The sequence below is a fragment of the Priestia sp. 40 genome, assembly GCF_049368575.1.
Lineage (GTDB): Bacteria > Bacillota > Bacilli > Bacillales > Bacillaceae_H > Priestia > Priestia zanthoxyli.
Genome location: NZ_JBMPZA010000017.1, coordinates 231,227 through 249,933, shown reverse-complemented (window position 1 = coordinate 249,933; position 18,707 = coordinate 231,227). Strand labels below are relative to the sequence as shown.

Annotated in this window: 21 protein-coding genes; 11 read left to right on the top strand and 10 right to left on the bottom strand. The window is 38.0% G+C overall.

The window, feature by feature from the left end; all coding sequences use genetic code 11:
* Positions 1-19: 19 nt before the first annotated feature.
* The 5 genes from ACO1DI_RS21010 to ACO1DI_RS20990 all read right to left on the bottom strand — a co-directional run bounded on the left by ACO1DI_RS21010 (position 20) and on the right by ACO1DI_RS20990 (position 3,376).
* Complete coding sequence (locus ACO1DI_RS21010) at positions 20-631, bottom strand: nitroreductase family protein (RefSeq protein WP_014461024.1); 612 nt, start codon at positions 629-631, stop codon at positions 20-22.
* 188 nt (positions 632-819) lie between these two features.
* Positions 820-1,947 carry an aminotransferase A gene (locus ACO1DI_RS21005; RefSeq protein ID WP_423145590.1) on the bottom strand — a complete coding sequence of 376 codons (1,128 nt, stop codon included), beginning with the start codon at positions 1,945-1,947 and terminating at the stop codon, positions 820-822.
* A 96-nt stretch (positions 1,948-2,043) separates the two neighbouring features.
* Positions 2,044-2,265, bottom strand: a complete 222-nt coding sequence (locus ACO1DI_RS21000) for an IDEAL domain-containing protein (RefSeq protein WP_014461022.1) — start codon at positions 2,263-2,265, stop codon at positions 2,044-2,046.
* 203 nt (positions 2,266-2,468) lie between these two features.
* Positions 2,469-2,663, bottom strand: a complete 195-nt coding sequence (locus ACO1DI_RS20995; protein ID WP_423145589.1) for a hypothetical protein — start codon at positions 2,661-2,663, stop codon at positions 2,469-2,471.
* A gap of 113 nt (positions 2,664-2,776) precedes the next feature.
* Positions 2,777-3,376, bottom strand: a complete 600-nt coding sequence (locus ACO1DI_RS20990; protein WP_014461021.1) for a TetR/AcrR family transcriptional regulator — start codon at positions 3,374-3,376, stop codon at positions 2,777-2,779.
* 297 nt (positions 3,377-3,673) lie between these two features.
* Between ACO1DI_RS20990 and ACO1DI_RS20985 the strand changes: the two genes are divergently transcribed.
* Positions 3,674-4,579, top strand: a complete 906-nt coding sequence (locus ACO1DI_RS20985; protein WP_014461020.1) for a chemotaxis protein — start codon at positions 3,674-3,676, stop codon at positions 4,577-4,579.
* A 50-nt stretch (positions 4,580-4,629) separates the two neighbouring features.
* Here the strand turns inward: ACO1DI_RS20985 and ACO1DI_RS20980 are convergent, their stop codons facing one another.
* Together ACO1DI_RS20980 and ACO1DI_RS20975 are read right to left on the bottom strand one after the other, a co-directional pair.
* Positions 4,630-5,097 carry a YkyB family protein gene (locus tag ACO1DI_RS20980; RefSeq protein WP_013056025.1) on the bottom strand — a complete coding sequence of 156 codons (468 nt, stop codon included), beginning with the start codon at positions 5,095-5,097 and terminating at the stop codon, positions 4,630-4,632.
* 253 nt (positions 5,098-5,350) lie between these two features.
* Positions 5,351-5,863, bottom strand: a complete 513-nt coding sequence (locus tag ACO1DI_RS20975; protein WP_115653359.1) for a L,D-transpeptidase family protein — start codon at positions 5,861-5,863, stop codon at positions 5,351-5,353.
* A gap of 109 nt (positions 5,864-5,972) precedes the next feature.
* Here ACO1DI_RS20975 and ACO1DI_RS20970 point away from each other — a divergent pair, with 109 nt between their 5' ends.
* Together ACO1DI_RS20970 and ACO1DI_RS20965 are read left to right on the top strand one after the other, a co-directional pair.
* On the top strand, positions 5,973-7,499 hold the full coding sequence (locus ACO1DI_RS20970) for an exopolyphosphatase (RefSeq protein ID WP_371905472.1): 1,527 nt from the start codon (positions 5,973-5,975) through the stop codon (positions 7,497-7,499).
* 74 nt (positions 7,500-7,573) lie between these two features.
* Complete coding sequence (locus ACO1DI_RS20965) at positions 7,574-9,697, top strand: RNA degradosome polyphosphate kinase (RefSeq protein WP_371905473.1); 2,124 nt, start codon at positions 7,574-7,576, stop codon at positions 9,695-9,697.
* A gap of 39 nt (positions 9,698-9,736) precedes the next feature.
* On the opposite strand, the gene ACO1DI_RS20960 is transcribed toward ACO1DI_RS20965, so the two are convergent.
* Complete coding sequence (locus ACO1DI_RS20960; protein ID WP_013082274.1) at positions 9,737-10,030, bottom strand: hypothetical protein; 294 nt, start codon at positions 10,028-10,030, stop codon at positions 9,737-9,739.
* Positions 10,031-10,176: 146 nt separating this feature from the next.
* Entirely contained in the window at positions 10,177-11,043 is an 867-nt protein-coding gene (locus ACO1DI_RS20955) for a metallophosphoesterase (RefSeq protein ID WP_013082275.1), read from the bottom strand.
* Positions 11,044-11,214: 171 nt separating this feature from the next.
* Between ACO1DI_RS20955 and fadH the strand changes: the two genes are divergently transcribed.
* The 3 genes from fadH to ACO1DI_RS20940 all read left to right on the top strand — a co-directional run bounded on the left by fadH (position 11,215) and on the right by ACO1DI_RS20940 (position 13,923).
* Positions 11,215-11,979 carry a 2,4-dienoyl-CoA reductase gene (gene fadH / locus ACO1DI_RS20950; RefSeq protein ID WP_042992244.1) on the top strand — a complete coding sequence of 255 codons (765 nt, stop codon included), beginning with the start codon at positions 11,215-11,217 and terminating at the stop codon, positions 11,977-11,979.
* A gap of 105 nt (positions 11,980-12,084) precedes the next feature.
* Positions 12,085-13,296, top strand: coding sequence for an EAL domain-containing protein (locus ACO1DI_RS20945; RefSeq protein WP_013056032.1), 1,212 nt, complete (start codon positions 12,085-12,087; stop codon positions 13,294-13,296).
* A 156-nt stretch (positions 13,297-13,452) separates the two neighbouring features.
* Positions 13,453-13,923 carry a DUF3993 domain-containing protein gene (locus ACO1DI_RS20940; protein ID WP_014461012.1) on the top strand — a complete coding sequence of 157 codons (471 nt, stop codon included), beginning with the start codon at positions 13,453-13,455 and terminating at the stop codon, positions 13,921-13,923.
* A 41-nt stretch (positions 13,924-13,964) separates the two neighbouring features.
* Here the strand turns inward: ACO1DI_RS20940 and ACO1DI_RS20935 are convergent, their stop codons facing one another.
* On the bottom strand, positions 13,965-14,201 hold the full coding sequence (locus ACO1DI_RS20935) for a glutaredoxin domain-containing protein (protein WP_014461011.1): 237 nt from the start codon (positions 14,199-14,201) through the stop codon (positions 13,965-13,967).
* Positions 14,202-14,481: 280 nt separating this feature from the next.
* Between ACO1DI_RS20935 and ACO1DI_RS20930 the strand changes: the two genes are divergently transcribed.
* From ACO1DI_RS20930 to ACO1DI_RS20910, 5 genes are all read left to right on the top strand, one after another.
* On the top strand, positions 14,482-14,718 hold the full coding sequence (locus ACO1DI_RS20930; RefSeq protein ID WP_013056035.1) for a YkuJ family protein: 237 nt from the start codon (positions 14,482-14,484) through the stop codon (positions 14,716-14,718).
* 382 nt (positions 14,719-15,100) lie between these two features.
* Positions 15,101-15,556, top strand: coding sequence for a cyclic-di-AMP-binding protein CbpB (gene cbpB / locus ACO1DI_RS20925; protein ID WP_013056036.1), 456 nt, complete (start codon positions 15,101-15,103; stop codon positions 15,554-15,556).
* A 99-nt stretch (positions 15,557-15,655) separates the two neighbouring features.
* Positions 15,656-16,534 (top strand): LysR family transcriptional regulator, encoded by an 879-nt coding sequence (locus ACO1DI_RS20920; RefSeq protein WP_013056037.1) that lies wholly within the window; start codon positions 15,656-15,658, stop codon positions 16,532-16,534.
* Between the two features lie 129 nt (positions 16,535-16,663).
* Positions 16,664-17,383: a 2,3,4,5-tetrahydropyridine-2,6-dicarboxylate N-acetyltransferase gene (dapD, locus tag ACO1DI_RS20915; RefSeq protein WP_013082280.1), complete on the top strand. Its 720-nt coding sequence runs from the start codon at positions 16,664-16,666 to the stop codon at positions 17,381-17,383.
* A gap of 144 nt (positions 17,384-17,527) precedes the next feature.
* Entirely contained in the window at positions 17,528-18,655 is a 1,128-nt protein-coding gene (locus ACO1DI_RS20910) for an N-acetyldiaminopimelate deacetylase (RefSeq protein ID WP_115653365.1), read from the top strand.
* Positions 18,656-18,707 lie beyond the last annotated feature (52 nt).

The window sequence follows — 18,707 nt, the reverse complement described above, 5'->3', positions numbered from 1 at the left end:
GCAGCTGCAGGGTTTTTTGTTAAATCCAAGTTGTAACTTGATCTAATGGTAAACGATCGCTAGCATGTGCTTCTTTAGCTGCTTTTCCAACTGAAATAAGCATAACTGGAATGTATCGATCCTCAATTTTAAACTCTTCTACAAATTTTTGTGCGTTAAATCCGCCCATTGAACATGTGTCATATCCTTTTGCTTTTGCTGCAAGCATGAATGTCATAGATGCAAGAGAAGCATTTGTAAACGCGGCATCGCGAGCAAAAGCACCGTTTTTATAAGCGCCGTTAATTTGTCCTGACAAAATGTTTTTTACGTCTTCTGTCATGTGACCTGCTTCGACTAGTGGGTTGTACACGTCATCTACATTTTTATTGGCTTCTAAATCACCTAAGACAGCTACTACAGCGCCTGCTTCTGTAATTTGTTTTTGGTTGTAAGCAATTGGAAGTAGACGTTCTTTCGCATCTTGGTCTGTAATAACAACGAAATGCCAGTGCTGTAAGTTCCAAGCTGATGGTGACTTCACTGTTGCTTCTAAAAGTTCCGTTAATTCTTCTTTGCTTAATTTAGCTGAAGAGTCATATTCTCGAATCGATGTACGTTCATTTACCACATCAAAAAAATCTTTTGTCATAATAAAAACCTCCGTTAAAAGTATGTATTTCTTTAGTGAATCGATGCACATTTTATAATGATACACTATTGAAGTCAATTTATATGCTTCTAGTATACCCGCTCTTATGTGCTATCACTCACAAAAAAATGCATACACTTCTTATCATCAGTTTAACGTGATTGACGAGATGTAAGATAAGCTTCAATTCAATCACAGGCTTCACGCAGCGTATTCATGGAATACGCATACGACAGGCGTACATATCCTTCACCGTGGGAAGAAAAAGCGCTGCCGGGTACTAGTGCAACACCTGCTTCTTTTACTAACTCCAGGGCAAAATCAAATGACTTACTGTGGAAGTTCTGAATAGAAGGGAAGATATAAAAAGCACCAGTCGGCTTTTCTACGTCAAACCCCATGTTTACTAGTCGGTCATACACATAATTCAGTCTTTGTTCGTATTCTTTTTTCATATCCACCGCATCGTTTTTACCTGCTGTCAGTGCCTCGAGTGCAGCTGCTTGAGAGACAGAAGAAGCACAGCTCACGTTGTATTGATGCACTTTTAAAATATGTTTGGCTAAATAAGAAGGAGCAAATAAAAGACCAATTCGCCAGCCCGTCATGGAATGAGACTTTGATACTCCGTTAATAACAATTGTTTTCTCTCTCATAGATGAAATGGAGGCAATGGACTGATGTTTTTTATCAAAAACGAGCTCGCTGTATATTTCATCAGATAGTACAAAAATATTTTTATCGCTTAAAAGAGCGGCAATTTCTTCTAATTCTTGCTGCGATAACGTCACGCCTGTAGGATTAGACGGATAAGGTAAGATGACGCATCTTGTTTTAGACGTCAAATGTTGTTGGATTAAATCCGCTGTTAGTCGAAATCCTGTTTCGGTTGTATCAATATGTACAGGTTTAGCGCCGTTTAACCGGATAAGCGGTTCGTATCCTGGGTAAACAGGTCCAGGTAAAATAACTTCGGAATCTTCTTCTAAAATGGTGCGAAGAGCAATATCAATTGCTTGGCTAGCTCCAATGGTCACAATAACTTCATCAGCTGGGTTATAGTGCAAGTCATATTTTTCTTTGACAAATTGAGCTGCTGCCTCGCGCAGTTCTATTGTTCCAGCATTGTGGGTATAAGAAGTTTGGTTATCATCAATTGCAGATTTTGCCGCTTCTTTTACATGTTGTGGTGTTAAGAAGTCAGGTTGTCCAATTGTGAGGGATAAAACATCTTGGTATTGTGAGACCATATTATAAAATGTACGTATTCCTGATAGTTCAATTCCTTTGACACGTTTATTGATTAAATGCTCCATGGTTTCAAATCCTTCCGCGTATTTTCAACTCATTTTATCACAATGAAAATAGGTAAAAAACCACTATTTGCGCATTTTGCAAATAGTGGTTTTAAGTTAGGTGTTATATAGCTTATTATAAGCAGTTGTTAGTTCATAAAATTCTTCTTCGTCTCTGTTATCTAACGCAGCGTCGATAAGAGATTTTAAATGCTGTTTATTAAAGTTTGTACTCATAGCCGTTAAAATACGATCAGCTTCTTTCGCGTAATAGTGTTGGTAAGGTGTGTACTGAGATGAGTGAGGATAGTGATTCATATTTTTTCGATAAGAACTCATAACATAAACCTCCTTTTTTAAAATAAAACGCAGCTTCTATTACTTGAAATGTACCCTTTCTATATAGTTGTTAACCCTGTTTTTAGCTGCGAATGTGCTAAGGTATGTGTTAGGAAATCAGAGGTTCCTTGCTTCACGTTCAATTCTAGATTCAAAAAAATAAGCGCATAAAAAGACCTGCATATATATGCAGGTCTTGTATATTAGTCAGTGTGTATTTGGCCTTCACGCCAATAAACGGGGGAAACGTAGCCAAAATCAACTTCATGATCGTCCAATGTTACAACGCAGTGATCAGAGCCTTCTTGTTCTTTAATATCTTGATATACAGCTTCTTCTACGTTTTCAATAATGGTCATTTCATTATCGTCATTAAAAAGAATGACGGAGCCTATCATATTACGAACACCTTCTTTTAAGATTATTCATTCACTTTGTGTAGTATAAACCGTTTTGGCTGTAGAGTCCACAGCTATCTTCGATTTGTTGTTAAAAATTTGTGAACAGGCTTTTAGGAATGAATAAGAAACCCTCTAAATAGAAGAGTAACCGACTTGTCTATTCTTTCTTGAAGGGTAGTAGAGTCGGGTTGGTTGGTACACCAGTAGAGAAGTGTGCCAAAAAAATTAAGTATAGCAATAGAAGCCATTTCTTCGGCAGGGATATCGACTATAAGTTCGCCTCGGTCTTGTCCTGTTTGAAAAACTTTTGTAAAATGAGCGCGCATTTTTTCAATTTGAAGAATTTCAGATTGTTGAAAGGAACTGTTGGTAATAGCAATATGAAACCAAGAACGGATTAGGTGAGGGTTCGCTTCTTCGTTTGATTGTGCTAGTAATAAAAACAGTTGTTTAACAACGGCAGCAGTTGATTCTTCGGTTTGAAGGAGCTGTTCTAATTTATAGGAGATACGGTTTGTAAAATTAATTCCAAGGTAGTGAAGAACTTCTTCTTTTGTTTTGAAGTAATTAAAAAATGTTCCCTTTGCTACACCCGCTTCATGGGTAATTTGAGACACAGTCGTTTTTTGATATCCCTGCTGTTGGAATAAAGAGATAGCTGCTTTTTGGATGCGTTTTTTTGTTTCTTCTTTTTGTAATCCTCTGTTCATAAATTACACCTCGTTCGAATAGGAGTAGTCGTTTTACTCAAGTTCATAAGCTAGTATAGAGAAGTAAAGTAGAGCAATTAAAAAACTGAGCAGAGGATAAGACGAAAGGGATCAACGCTCATGTTTTTATATAGTATATAATATTCTGTTAATTCGTAAAACAATATTTTATGTATATGTTTTAGGGAAAAAGGATAACAAAATAAGAAAATTTTTCTTTACGGATATAAGAGGCGGTCACTATAATAGGAAATATGGACTATTAGATAAGCAGGTGAGATGAGAGGAGTAAGTGATATGAATCGAGATAAAGGAATTTTGTTGGAAAGTGGTACAAACGAACTGGAAATTGTCGAATTTGAGATAGGAAATGTTTGGTTTGGCATCAATGTAGTAAAAGTTAGAGAGATTATTAATCCCGTATCTATTACACCTGTTCCAAATGCGCATTCTTACATAGAAGGTATTATAGAGCTAAGAGGGGAAGTACTTCCTGTCGTTGACATAGCAAAAGCATTGAAAATGAAACCTTCAAATACGCCGGAAAAAGATAAGTTAATTGTTACAGAGTTCAATCAGCAAAAAATTGTCTTTCATACCCATGCAGTGACGCAAATTCACCGTATTTCTTGGAAAGAAATTGAGAAGCCTTCGGATTTGTATCAAGGTTTGGAAACGCAGATTACTGGAGTGGTGAAATTAAACGGTCAAATGATTCTGCTGTTAGACTTTGAAAAGTTGATTTCTGACGTGAACCCTGATGCGGGTATTAATCAGTCGAAAATAAAAAAGCTAGGGGCTAGGGAACGCTCTAATAAAAAGATTGTCGTGGCTGAAGACTCGCCGCTGCTGCGTCGAATGATTGAAGATACTCTTGCACAAGCAGGTTATGAGAACACGGAATTTTTTGAGAACGGTGAGGAAGCATGGCACTATCTAAGCTCGGTGATCGATGAAGGAGTGGAAATCAGTGATCAAGTCCAGCTGCTTATTACAGACATAGAAATGCCGCAAATGGATGGGCATCATTTAACTAAAAAAGTGAAAGAAAATCCTCAGCTTTCTATACTTCCAGTCATTATCTTCTCTTCTCTTATCACAGAAGATTTACGTCACAAAGGAAAGATGGTAGGAGCGGAAGGACAAGTAAGTAAGCCAGAAATTGGAGAGCTTGTTGAGTTGATCGATCTCTATATTTTGTAGGATCACAAAAAAAGTGCCTGAAAGCAGATTGCTCCACTTCAGGCACTTTTTTAAAAATAACTTTTACCCAGCGGTTTAAACACAGGTGCTTGCCGTTTTCTTGGAGTCGAAACAGGGCTTTTGGCCGGCTGTACGAGATGACCCGTATATTTAGATAATAAGCGCTTCGCATAAGATAATGACATAGTCGTTTTGGGATTTCGATACTGATGGTTTAAATGGCCGAGGTGTGATAACTCTTTGAAGTCTTCTTTCTTTGGAGGCATATGGAAAAAGTAGTCTCCAACTGATACAAGTACATCTGATTTTTGTTGACTTTTACCAGGGTTTGGCGAAAAGTGAAGTCCTTCTTTTTTTGCTTTTCCTTCTAAAATTAGTTGATCTAATGCAATTTTCTTTAACGTATATAACTGCTTAGGATCAGGAGCAGCTTTTGCGTGACGATTTACAGTGAAAATAGCTTGTGCAATCTCAGATACAGACGGGGTCAAAGAGCCTTGTCCATTTGCTTGAGACATACGTTCACTCCCTTTCTATCATATCAGCTGTTCAACCTATAAGGTGAAAGCTGATACGTTCATTATAGCGTGTCTTGTCCCATTTGAAAATAATTACACGAAGAAGTATTTTGGTAATTAATGAAATTTCCTATGTATAGGGTTTGTTTTGTTACGCTTCCTTATACAAGTAAAGTGGAACAGCACGCTATACTTTCTATTTTTAAAAATGCTGCTCGCACAGTTAAACAATCATTAATTAGTAAATCCTGAACTATTGAGCCATTCGTCGAGAAGGGCGAATATAAACACCAGTACCATTTGGCACAATTTGAGCTAGCTCATTTACTTGGGCATTATACATGCGAATGCACCCTTTGGATACGGCTTTTCCAATAGAACTTGGATCATTTGTTCCGTGAATGCCATATGACTTTTTAGACAAGCTTAGCCACATAGTGCCAAATGGCCCTCCGGGGTTTGGCTCCCGGTTAACGATAACAAAGTCTCCAGTAGGTGTTGCGCTCAGCATTTTTCCTGCTGCAATGGGATAGACTTTTTGTATGATATTATTTTTTCGTAATTCAAGCTGTTTTTCAGCAATAAACACGTGGATTGTGTAAGGAATGAGCTCTTTATCAGGGAGGTTTGGAATGATGATTACCTGCCCAGGCTTCAGCGTACTATGGCTTACAAAAGGATTAGCTATCCACAGCTCTTCAACTGGAATCCGATAGTCACCTGAAACGCTTTGCCAGGTTTCACCGCGCTTTACTATATGTCTCATTAGCTTCGCTCCTTTGATATATGACTATGTTGTAACAGTATACGATTGAAAAAAGTAAAAGTGACTTTTGTGAACATAAAGTTATTTTGAAAAAGGTGTTGAAATTACATTGACTTATAAGCATGGACTGATTGATATAGGTTCAAATACGATACGCCTTGTTATTTATGAATACAAAAAAGGCAGAGGGTTTAAGCAAATTGAAAACGTGAAAGTAGCTGCACGGCTTCGAAACTATTTAAGTAAAGAAGGCGTGTTAACGGCTAAAGGGATATATACCTTGCTTGATACACTTAAAACGTTTGGAGTTATTACCAAGCATCAGCAGCTGCCGCACGTTACCTGTGTGGCCACAGCTACCATCCGTCAAGCGGCTAATGCAAAAGAAGTTCTAGCGCTTGTAAAAAAAGAAACGGGCTTTTCTGTTCAACTATTGTCTGAATATGAAGAAGCGTATTACGGCTTTGTTGCCGTTATTCATTCCACTTCGATCGAAGAAGCCATTACAATTGACATTGGCGGGGGAAGTACGGAAGTTACGTATTTTCGCAACCGAGAGTTAGTGCAGTACCACAGCTTTCCATTCGGTGCCTTATCTCTACGTCTGCAGTTCGTTAAAGGCAATATTCCCACTGCAGAAGAAAGAGTGAAAATCCGGGATTTCGTGATTCGACATTTCCATACTGTCCCGTGGCTTTTAAATCGCCAAGTTCCGATTGTAGCAATTGGAGGAAGTGCAAGAAGTATGGTGCAACTGCATCAAGGTTTTATCCACTATCCTCTCGCCGGGCTGCATCAGTATGAAATGAATTTAGCTGATATATTGCATGTGAAATCCGCTATAGGCTCATTGTCTTATCACAATCTTCAAAAGTTAGACCGCTTGTCAAAGGATCGTGCGGATACAATTTTGCCAGCGATTGAAGTATTTCAATCATTATATGAAACAGTGAACGCGACTCGTTTCATCTTAAGCCGCAAAGGCTTAAGAGAAGGGGTGTTATTTAAGGAAGCGTCTGATGCTAATATCCAGCCAATGTACCCCGATGTCATACAGCAAAGTTTTCAAGAAATAATGGAAGAGTTTGAAGTAAGTAAAGATTACGTCAAACAGCTTACGCGCACAGCTATTATGATGTTTCAGCATTTTAGGGAGCAGGGACCGGTTGATTTAAAAGAGGATGACTTAGCGCTTCTTATAAAAGCTGCGCAAGTGTATGATATAGGAGAGTATATTGATGCGGAATCAAGCAGCCAGCATACGTTTTATGTCCTTGCTAATCGTACAATCGATGGAATTTCACATAGAGAACGTTTAAAGCTGGCACTTGTTTCTTCATATAAAGGGAAGTCTTCTTTTAGGCAATATGTTGCCCCTTTTAAAAAGTGGTTAACAAAAGAAGAACAAAAGAAACTCCAGCTGCTCGGTGCGGTTTTAAAAATAGCTGACGGTTTACATGCAACAAAGCGAAATGTTGTTCAACATATTGACATGAAAAGCGATGAAAACACAGTTACGATTAAACTATTATGTACAAAAACCTTTCGTCCTGAACAATATCAGGCTGAAAAACAGAAAAAGCATCTAGAAAAAGTAGTGAAAAAAAATATTGTTCTTGAATTTACTAAGCTTTAGAATAACGCTGGATCGGTTAGAATATTCAGTATAGCTAACTAGATTAAAACCATTATCCCTGGAAGGTGAGGCTAATGTTAGAAAGTAATCGCACTTATAAGCAAACCATACAAGTGGCTGATTCAGCTTATTACAATAATCGTGAATTGAGCTGGCTGGCTTTTAACAAGCGGGTGCTAGAAGAAGCAGTAGATACGAAAAATCCTTTGCTTGAGCGGTTTAAATTTCTAGGAATTTTCAGTTCGAATCTGGATGAGTTTTTTATGATTCGGGTAGCCGGATTAAAAGATCAAGTGAAAGCTGGATTTAGCAAACCTGAAAACAAAGCAGGCCTAACTCCTAAACAGCAGCTATTTTCTATCTCCAAACAAAACCACGACCTAGTCAAGCAGCAGTATGATACGTATATTCACACACTTCTTCCCGAATTACAGAAATACGGCGTGGAAATCATTACGGTTGAAAAGCTGGAGAAATCAAATCTAGATAAGCTTGAACAGTATTTTGACGAGCAAATCTTTCCCGTATTAACTCCTATAGCTATTGACACCTACCGGCCGTTTCCTATGTTGATGAATAAAAGCTTGAACTTAGCAGTCGTCCTTTCAGAAAAGTTAGATGATGTGCAGCAAATTGCCGAGATAAAAGGAAGATTAGCTATCGTTCAAGTACCTTCGATGCTAACGCGCTACATTGAAATAGCCACGTCAGATTCTACTCGTCTATTTGTATTGCTAGAGGATGTGATTGCCTATTTTATTAAAAAGTTGTTTAAGGGATACCGCGTTTCTTCTGTTTCTCAATTTCGAATTACCCGCAACGCAGATATGACTATTCACGAAGAAGACGCTCAAGATTTACTAAAAGAAATTGAAGAAGAGTTGCAGAAGAGAAAATGGGGAGCGGCTGTTCGGCTTGAGATTAAGAGTCCATATGACCAAGGTGTACTAGCGTATTTAAAGTCAGTACTTGAAATTCACGGTGAAGATGTGCATGAGATCGAAGGACAGCTGGATTTAACCAGTTTATTTTCGTTTTATAGATTACTTAAATCTACGCATGAAGAGTTGGCTGACAAAGCCTTTATTCCTAAGCTTACAACAGAGTTACATCCGGATCAAAATGTTTTCGAGCAAATGATTCAAAGAGATATTTTGCTTCACCACCCTTATGAATCGTTTAAGCCGGTACTTGATTTTGTTAACTGTGCAGCAGACGATGAAAATGTGCTCGCTATTAAGCAAACGTTATACAGGGTAAGCGGAGATTCTCCCGTTATTAAAGCATTAAAACGAGCGGCTGCAAAAGGTAAACAAGTGACGGTACTAGTTGAACTAAAAGCGAGGTTTGATGAAGAGAATAATGTGCAATGGGCTAAAGAGCTAGAGCGGGCAGGGTGCCACGTGATATATGGAATGCCTCATTTAAAAACGCATGGTAAAATTACGCTCGTAGTGAGAAGAGAAGGAGAGCATATTAAGCGGTTTGTTCATCTTGGCACCGGGAATTACAACGATGCGACGGCAAAGATCTATACGGATATAAGTCTTTTTACTGTCAACCGAAACATCGGGATAGATGCGGCCAATTTTTTTAATTACTTAAGTGGCTATACGCAAAAACCAGTATATCATCATTTATCCGTTTCACCATTTGATATAAGAAATGATTTTTTGCATCTCATTGATCAGGAAATCCATTATCACAGACGGTATGGCAATGGAAGAATCATTGGGAAAATGAACTCATTGACGGATAAAGTTTTAATTATGAAGCTATATGAAGCTTCTATAGCTGGTGTGACAATTGAACTCATTGTTAGAGGAGCGTGCTGCTTGCGCCCTCAAATTCAAGGCGTTAGCCAGAATATCAGAGTAAGAAGCATTGTCGGACGATTTTTAGAACATAGCCGAATCTATTATTTTCATCATAATAAACAGGAAAAGTTTTTCTTTTCATCTGCAGATATGATGACAAGAAATATGGTGAAACGAGTAGAAATTTTATTTCCTGTCTTGGATACACATTTGAAAAAAAAAGTGTGGAAGTGGCTTGAAGTTATGCTTGCTGATAATGTAAAAGCACGAGAACAAGATCAAGAAGGGAATTATCATTACGTCATAAAAAAAGAACATGAGCCCTCTATTAATAGTCAAGAGATCTTTTGTCAATATGCTCTTTGCGACGATCAAGAATAACATAAAAAAAGCCGAGTACTCGGCTTTTTAGTCATGTTATTATCTAGGAATGGGACCAACAGGACCGTATCCAGGTCCGTAGTATGTGTTATAAACAGGAGCACCGCCTCCGTAGCCGGCACCAGGGTAGCCTCCTCCAGGAAATCCACCGCCGTAAAACGGAACTGGATAAGGATAAGGTGGTGGACAGCACCCAGGTCTGCCTCCAAAACCGCCAACAGCTAGTCCGCCAAGCAGCCCACCAGCTAAGCCAGCAACAAAAGGAAATCCAAAAAAGCGCTCGTCACCATTTGGAATATTACGATATCCTGTATAGGGATATTGATAGTACATAATTTAACCTCCTTGTCAGTTGTCTTTGTAGTGTATGGCTGAAAGGAAGCTTTTGAGCCTGGTTTATTTCTTTAAGACTAGAATTAGGCGGTCATGATCAGCTAAAAAAAGACAATCAACATAAAAAACGCCCTGTAAAGGCGTTTTTATGTTGATTGTAAGGTGAAAAGCGTAATTTCAGGCGTAGCTAAAAAACGAAAAGGAATGCGAGTGGTTCCTAAGCCTCTATTCACATAAAGCTTCATTTTAGAATCTCCAACTTCGTACATTCCTTCAGGGTAAACCGTCCCAAAGGGCGGTGTAATCAAAGGACCGTAAAAAGGAATTTGAATTTGGCCTCCATGACTATGGCCGGAGAGCTGAAGATCCACTGGAAAAGGAGCTGCTTTGACAGCAACGTCAGGTTCATGAATCATAGCAATAGAAAAAATATCCGGCTGTAATTGCCCTAGCGTTCCTTCATATTGCGGGTTCCCAAGCATAATATCATCGAGTCCACAGATATGAATGTAGCTTTTATCGGGCATGGACACCGTGTCAACTTCATTTACTAAAAGTCTAAATCCTGCGTCTTCAATGGCTTGTTTGTAGATATTTGTTCCATATCCTCCATGATCATGATTACCATATATGGCATATTTTCCAAGAGGAGCCTGAAGCCTCTGTAAAATCGGGGGAATTCTCTCTGGATGCGGGTATTCATTAGGTACATCCATTAAATCTCCGGTAAATAGTATAATAGTAGGCTTCAAATTATTTATGGTCACCATAAGCTGTTCTAGCTGTAATAAATCATAAGAGAGTCCAAGATGAATATCACTAAATTGTAAAATTTTTATTCCGTTAAAGCTTTTCGGAATGTTTTTAGAAGTAATTGTATGACGAACAATTTGCAGACGTCTAGGCTCAATATATTTGGCATATGTATACCCAAAAGACGTGGTGAGCAAAGACCCTAACGAAATAGACGCTAGTCCTTTCAAAAAAGATCGTCTTGTATACGTCTTTTTCATGCAAAATCAACCTATTCCTTATAGTTTTCAAGTTTTCATTATAGCATTGTTTTTTTTATCATCACAACGAGAAGTCTGCTTTTAAGTTAAATCGATAAAAGTTTCACTTTATTCAGAAAAAATAGTAAAATAATAGTTGTAAAACACTTATGTTTTGGGGAGGAAGATAAATTGAAGAACAAGGTCGTAATTGTTACTGGCGGTTCAAGTGGAATGGGAAAACATATGGCGAAGCGATTTGCAGAACAAGGTGCTCATGTGGTAATCACAGGTAGGTCAGCCGATCGATTACAAGAGACAGAAAACGAAATTAAAACGTTTGATGGACAGGTACTTTCCGTGGTGATGGATGTACGCAATCCAGAAGATGTGGAACGAATGGTTCAAGAAACAGACAAGGCATTTGGACAAATTGATTTTTTAGTTAATAATGCTGCAGGCAATTTTATATGTGCAGCTGAAGACTTATCCGTTAACGGATGGAACAGCGTAATTAATATTGTATTAAATGGCACATTTTATTGCAGTTCTGCAGTAGGGAAATATTGGATCGATAAAGGTACAAAAGGAGCCATTACAAACATTGTGGCTACATATGCGTGGAACGCAGGAGCAGGTGTTATTCATTCAGCTTGTGCCAAGTCAGGAGTTTTAACTATGACGCGCACGCTCGCAGTAGAGTGGGGAAAGAAATACGGTATACGGGTGAATGCGATTGCGCCGGGGCCGATCGAGCGAACAGGAGGAGCCGACAAGTTATTTGAGTCGGAAAAAATGAAAGCGCGTACATTGAATTCTGTACCATTAGGACGCCTTGGAACTCCTGAGGAAATAGCAGGATTAGCTAGTTTCTTATTCTCCGATGAAGCATCTTATATCAATGGGGAATGCATTACAATGGACGGCGGACAGTGGCTAAATCAGCATCCTTTTTAAGGTTAGATACGCACTAAAAAGTACAAAGCAAACCTAGAAGGACTAGCAAAATTATGCTATTCGTATTATACTAACGTAAAGTGAACAAGGAGAGGGGAGAGTTGAGTGGACCCGTTAGATGTATTAACAAACATAGAGAAAACTCTTCCGTATTATCAAGCAATTTTTAGTGCAGATGGACATAGAGTAATTGGCTATGAAGTGTTGGCGAGGTTTCAAAATGAAGGGGAAATTGAAAGTCTCGGCCCATTCTTTCATGATGATGCGATTCCGGATGAATATCGCATAGAAGTTGATTATGCTGTTTTAACACAAGCGCTCGAGCATATGTTGACCCAGGAAGAACAATTTTTAATTTTTATTAATCAGAACCCTAATTTATTAATGAACGATCATGGAGAATCCTTGCTAGAATTATTGCAACTTTTCGAAAATAAAGGATTGTCGCTTGATCGAATTGTTCTCGAAATTACAGAACACAATTTTAGTGGAGATTTGGAATCGCTTCAACACTTACTAAAGTATTATCAAACATATGGTATTAAGATTGCAATTGATAATATAGGAAAAGAAAGTAGTAATCTAGACAGAATTGGGTTGCTGTCACCAGATATCTTAAAAGTAGATTTACATATTCTAAGACAAACGGACATGGCGCAGTCGTATCAAGACGTATTGTATTCTTTATCTTTGTTAGCAAGAAAAATGGGTGCTACGCTTCTATATGAAGATATAGAAGCCTCCTATCAGCTGCAATATGCATGGAGAAACGGAGGCAGATATTTTCAAGGTTATTATTTACATAAGCCGGCTGCTGAACTTGTCGATCCGAACATCTTAAAGGATAAACTAAAGGAACGTTTCGAAATGTATATCGCTCATGAAAAGAAAAAGCTGCTTGCTGTTTACCAGCTGACAGAACGCTTTCAAGATAAAATGCAGCAGGTAATGACAAAGTGCAGAAAGCTAGAAACGTATGACGATATGCTGCCTGTTATTGCAGAAGAGCTATCCAACGTGTGTTTTCGCCTTTACATCTGCGATGAAAATGGATTTCAAAAGTCTTCTAACTATGTAAAGAAAAACGAGGATTGGATTCTTGAGCCTGAATATGTAAAGAAAAATTGGAGCTGGCGCCCATATTTTCTTGAGAATATTATTCGAATGAGCTATGAAAAAAAAGGCATATTATCAGATTTGTATAATGATATTGAAACAGGGGAGAATATCCGGACTTTTTCGTATCCGATTGATAATATGCACTATATATTCCTTGATATCTCATATTCTTTTTTATACGAAAGAGACGTTTTGTAGAGAATATATAAGTTGAAGTTAAACCGGCAACCAGCAAAAGTGGTTGCCGGTTTTTTATGTTTTTTTAGCGGAGGACGACAGTCGGTTACAGAGATATGCATAGGCAGGGGAAATTTCGGAATTCTAATAAAAAAGAAGTTAAGGAGCTGATTTAATTTGAAGAAAATATGCTTACTTGTCTTTTTGCTGATTGTCTTGTACTCAGGAAAATCTGTTCATGCAGAAGTATCAGGAGAGATTAGGCATGAAATCTTTATAAATTTGCAGGACGCTTATCAGGCTCAGCTAAGAGCTGCGTCTGCCCATACTAATCAAGATGCTGTTCGTGAGCTGAAATTGTTTTTAGATGATGAGTATGCATCTGTGTTTTATAATGAGGCTCTCTTACAAAAAGCTCAAGGGTATGTCGGAGAGGGACCTGAATATTTAACACACTACATCCCTTTCTTTTCTTTCGATGAACAGACGAAGGTAGCTCTTCATTCCGACCAAAACAAAGCTTATGTCTATCAATTTTTTCCGGCCGTGCATAATGAACGGGTACAATACCAAGATCATTACGAAATGATCACTTTAGTAAAAAAACAGGGGAAATGGAAAGTACAAAAGTTTATATATAGTAAGTAACACTCAAAATAGCCGATGAAAGCTTATTTTGAGTGTTTCTGTTACCCGATGTTAAGAAGCTTCTCAAGCGCTTGAAGGTCGAATCCTCTGATAATTTCCTGGTCAATACGAATGGTCGGAGTGGAATAAGACTCTAACTCATTAGTCATTCGTTTTCGAGCAGAAGCATCTTTAGATACGTCAAATTCTTTATAGGAAACGTGATGATGCTGTAAAAACTGTTTAACAATTTCGCAAGGTGGGCAAGCTGGTTGTGTGTACAACTCTATAGATCTCAATGAAAGTACCTCCCTATATTAAAATGAATGGTGTTAAAGTAGAATGAAGTTTTGTATGATACATAGTATATCGCTATGTTATTATAATAAAAAACGACATATATCGCTATAATAAGGCATTTTCTTATGAAAAATCACGTAAAGTACTTGTGTTTTTTTAGTATGTGGCATATAGTGAAATGGTGTCTTTTAAGTATTAGTTTAGATAAAGTATTTATTTGAATTGATATTGTAGAAAAGTCGAATGCGTAATGATGTAATAGGTGAAAGGAGAGATTATATGTCACAATTACAAGGTATTTTAACTCGTCTTGTGAATCTCCGTGAGCAAGCAAGTGGAAGTGAAGCGCCACAACGCTTCTTCGAAGTAGAGGGAAAAAGAATTTGCAGCGTGAAATATCATGCAAAAACTGAAACATACGAACTTGAAGTATATCAAGATGGTGAAAAGCCAGCCGTTTATCAATTTGATAACGTTGATATGATTGCAATTGAAATTTTTGAACTTATTCATTAAGGGATAAAGCAAAACGAATGCCGCAAAGGATTTTATACTTTGCGGTATTTTTTTGTTACTGCGTATGGAGTTTTTGTGGTGGCTTCTGCCCTATTTTCCCGAGAAATATCGACAAAGTGATAGCAGATTTTCTGATAAATAGAAGGAACGGGTCGAATGCTGTAAAAAAATCAAAATAAAAAAATCAGATAATTTTGAACTTTCGTTGACACTTGTTTTAAAAAAATCTAGACTTAACATATAAGGGAGAACATCGAGTGTGTCTGCTTCTATTCCCTCTTAAAGGTTCGCATTTACGTAAGCAAGCTATTTTCATTTTGTAGCTTGTTCTTTTTCTCTTTACACACGTGGAAATTATGATAAATGGAAGGAGAATGTATAAATGATTGATATTGATCACAATCAGTTAAATCAAATTGAACTTCGAGATTTGCTTGTCACTTCTGATAAAGTTGCTCATGTTCAAGTGGGAAATAATTTAGAACATGCTTTGCTTGTGTTAACAAAGACTGGCTATACGTCCATTCCCGTATTAAATCCAAGGTTTCAGCTGCAGGGGTTCGTGAGCATGACGCTTATTTTAGATTCGATTTTAGGATTAAAGCGCATTGAATTTGAACGATTAGAAACCATGAAAGTAGAAGAAGTTATGAATCAAAATGTTCCTCGTGTCTCCATGAAAAAATCTGTATTAAAAGTCATAAATGCCATGATTAACCATCCTTTTTTGTGCGTAGAGAATGAAGATGGCATTTTTGAAGGGATTTTAACCCGAAGAAATTTGTTAAAGTCATTAAGAAGGCAGTCCATCATTCTCCCGAAGGAGTCATTTCAATAATTTTTTTAAGAAATCGTGTTTCAGCCTATCTTTCTCCGTTTTTTTCTTATATGATAAAGGTAAAATGAAAGTAAAAAGAGGCTTGAAAGGAATAACTGAATGCAATTAATAGAATGTCGAATGCTCGTTGTATTAGCTCAAGAATTAAATATGAGAAAAGCTGCAGAGAGATTATTTGTATCGCAACCAGCTTTATCACAGAGGCTGCAAACCATTGAAAAAGCATGGGATACACAAATCTTCATTCGTTCGCAAAAAGGACTGTCATTAACGCCTGCTGGAGAAAAGATTGTTCAATTTGCAAAAGAAGTGGTAGAAAAAGAAGATCGGGTTCGTGAGGACTTGCATCATTTAGATAATGAAGTATATGGTACACTCAAATTAGCGGTGGCTTCGATTATTGGACAGCACTGGCTGCCGGCGGTGTTAAAACGCTATATGGATCGTTACCCACATGCTAAAATCTCTCTTGTAACCGGCTGGAGCAGTGAAATGCTTCGCTACCTGTACGAAGATGAGGTACATATTGGAATTATACGCGGAAACCCGGATTGGAAAGGTGTCAAAGAACATTTGTTTACAGATCCTCTTTACCTAGTTGATTCAGAAATTGAAAGGGCAGCGGAAGTAGTAAATACTCATCGACCATTTATTCAATTTAAAAGTGACTCAACGTATTATCAAGAAATTTTAGAATGGTGGCATCGAGAGTTTCATACTACACCGAAGCGTACGATTGTAGTGGATCAGATTGAGACGTGTAAGCAAATGGCTTTAAATGGTCTTGGCTTCGCTATTTTACCATCGATTGCTATTAAAGAAGCTGGAAGCCATATCCACCGGACACCGCTTCTGAAAGCAAATGGAGAGCCAATTACGCGAGACACTTCTTTAGTTGGATATGAATCAGCTTTTAAACTGAAGCAAGTTCGAGCATTTGTTGATATTGTACGTGAATATGTAAGAGAAACGGTCTAAAGTGAGCCTAGATGCTCGCTTTTTTTATTTGCAATCGTTATCTTTTTATTAAAACGATAATGATGCTTGTCATTGTGAAAGCATTTTGTTACATTAAATGAGACATTGCTTACTTAGGAGGAATACATAATGAAAATGATGGATGCTAATGAGATTATCTCATTTATTCAAAACAGCACAAAATCAACACCGGTAAAAGTTTACGTAAAAGGTGAAGTAGAAGGAATTGACTTTGGTTCATCTTCTAAAACATTCGTAACGGGCAACACAGGTGTAGTATTCGGTGAATGGAAAGAAATCAAAGCTGCTATTGAAGCAAACGAAGGAAAAATTGAAGACTATGTAATTGAAAACGATCGCCGCAACTCTGCGATTCCTTTATTAGATATGAAAGGAATTAAAGCTCGTATTGAGCCAGGCGCTATTATTCGCGATCAAGTTGAAATCGGCGACAACGCTGTTATTATGATGGGTGCATCTATTAACATCGGTTCTGTAATCGGTGAAGGAACAATGATCGACATGAACGTAGTACTTGGTGGTCGTGCAACAGTAGGTAAAAACTGTCATATCGGCGCAGGTTCTGTATTAGCTGGTGTTATTGAGCCACCTTCTGCAAAACCAGTTGTAGTAGAAGATGACGTAGTAATCGGTGCTAATGCTGTTGTTCTTGAAGGTGTAACAGTAGGTAAAGGTGCAGTAGTTGCTGCAGGTGCAATCGTAGTAGAAGATGTAGCTCCTTACACAGTAGTAGCAGGTACGCCGGCTCGCGTTATTAAAGAAATTGACGAAAAAACAAAGTCTAAAACAGAAATCAAGCAAGAATTGCGTCAATTAAACGAAGAATAAGAAAAACGATCAGTTTGCGCTTTTTCTTTGCTGAATTAATAGGTTTTAGCGATTGGGATACTGAATCCTTAAACGTATCATATGGACAAGTTGGAAGCGTGGGCAACCACGCTTTCTTCTTTATTTCGTGAGGAGGACATACACATGGCTGAAAATGAATTTGTGAAAATAAGAAGAGAGCTACATAAAATTCCTGAATTAGGGTTTCAAGAGGTGAAAACACAGCGTTTTTTGCTTGATTATATTAACACTCTTCCGCAAGAGCGCTTAGAAGTAAAGACGTGGAAAACAGGACTCTTTGTTAAAGTACATGGTACAAACCCAACTAAAACAATAGGCTACCGAGCAGATATTGACGGTCTGCCTATCACGGAAGAAACGAATTATTCTTTTCAATCACAGCACGAAGGACTTATGCATGCCTGCGGACATGATATGCATATGGCCATTGGGCTAGGAGTACTGACTTACTTTGCTCAGCATGAAATCAAAGATAATGTACTGTTCATCTTTCAACCTGCAGAAGAAGGTCCAGGAGGAGCACAGCCAATGCTCCAAAGCGATATCATGAAAGAATGGCTTCCAGATTTCATCTTCGCCCTTCACGTAGCGCCTGAATATCCGGTTGGTTCGATTGCGCTGAAGGAAGGATTACTATTTGCTAACACGTCTGAGCTATTTATTGATTTAAAAGGAAAAGGCGGTCATGCTGCTTATCCACATACAACAAATGATATGGTAGTTGCTGCATGTCAGCTTGTTTCACAGCTTCAAACTATTGTTGCTCGAAACGTTGATCCGCTAGACAGCGCTGTAATTACAGTAGGAAAAATTCAAGGCGGCACGGTTCAAAATATTATTGCGGAGCGAGCTCGCATAGAAGGAACCATTCGCACGCTATCTCCTGAATCAATGACGCGTGTTAAAGAACGAATTGAAGCGATTGTTAAAGGAGTAGAAGTAGGGTATCAGTGTGAAACAGCCATTGATTATGGCTGTATGTATCATCAAGTATATAATCACCATGAAGTCACGCGAGAGTTTATGGAATTTGCCAAAGCGCAAACGGACGTGGATGTCATTGAGTGCAAAGAAGCAATGACAGGAGAAGATTTTGGCTATATGCTAAAAGATATTCCTGGATTTATGTTTTGGCTTGGCGTTCAGTCAGAATATGGGCTTCATCATGCAAAGCTGCAGCCTCATGAAGACGCAATAGATACTGCAATTTCACTTATTACAAAATATTTTGAACATAAAGGCAATCAATAAATCGTATAATCATTTTTCCTTATGGCTAAATTAATACCATGAGGAGGTGGGC

Coding starts and splice junctions, on each gene's coding strand:
- ACO1DI_RS21010 (WP_014461024.1), bottom strand. CDS start 631: ATGACAAAAGATTTTTTTGATGTGGTAAATGAACGTACATCGATTCGA.
- ACO1DI_RS21005 (WP_423145590.1), bottom strand. CDS start 1,947: ATGGAGCATTTAATCAATAAACGTGTCAAAGGAATTGAACTATCAGGA.
- ACO1DI_RS21000 (WP_014461022.1), bottom strand. CDS start 2,265: ATGAGTTCTTATCGAAAAAATATGAATCACTATCCTCACTCATCTCAG.
- ACO1DI_RS20995 (WP_423145589.1), bottom strand. CDS start 2,663: ATGATAGGCTCCGTCATTCTTTTTAATGACGATAATGAAATGACCATT.
- ACO1DI_RS20990 (WP_014461021.1), bottom strand. CDS start 3,376: ATGAACAGAGGATTACAAAAAGAAGAAACAAAAAAACGCATCCAAAAA.
- ACO1DI_RS20985 (WP_014461020.1), top strand. CDS start 3,674: ATGAATCGAGATAAAGGAATTTTGTTGGAAAGTGGTACAAACGAACTG.
- ACO1DI_RS20980 (WP_013056025.1), bottom strand. CDS start 5,097: ATGTCTCAAGCAAATGGACAAGGCTCTTTGACCCCGTCTGTATCTGAG.
- ACO1DI_RS20975 (WP_115653359.1), bottom strand. CDS start 5,863: ATGAGACATATAGTAAAGCGCGGTGAAACCTGGCAAAGCGTTTCAGGT.
- ACO1DI_RS20965 (WP_371905473.1), top strand. CDS start 7,574: ATGTTAGAAAGTAATCGCACTTATAAGCAAACCATACAAGTGGCTGAT.
- ACO1DI_RS20960 (WP_013082274.1), bottom strand. CDS start 10,030: ATGTACTATCAATATCCCTATACAGGATATCGTAATATTCCAAATGGT.
- ACO1DI_RS20955 (WP_013082275.1), bottom strand. CDS start 11,043: ATGAAAAAGACGTATACAAGACGATCTTTTTTGAAAGGACTAGCGTCT.
- ACO1DI_RS20930 (WP_013056035.1), top strand. CDS start 14,482: ATGTCACAATTACAAGGTATTTTAACTCGTCTTGTGAATCTCCGTGAG.
- cbpB (WP_013056036.1), top strand. CDS start 15,101: ATGATTGATATTGATCACAATCAGTTAAATCAAATTGAACTTCGAGAT.
- ACO1DI_RS20920 (WP_013056037.1), top strand. CDS start 15,656: ATGCAATTAATAGAATGTCGAATGCTCGTTGTATTAGCTCAAGAATTA.
- dapD (WP_013082280.1), top strand. CDS start 16,664: ATGAAAATGATGGATGCTAATGAGATTATCTCATTTATTCAAAACAGC.
- ACO1DI_RS20910 (WP_115653365.1), top strand. CDS start 17,528: ATGGCTGAAAATGAATTTGTGAAAATAAGAAGAGAGCTACATAAAATT.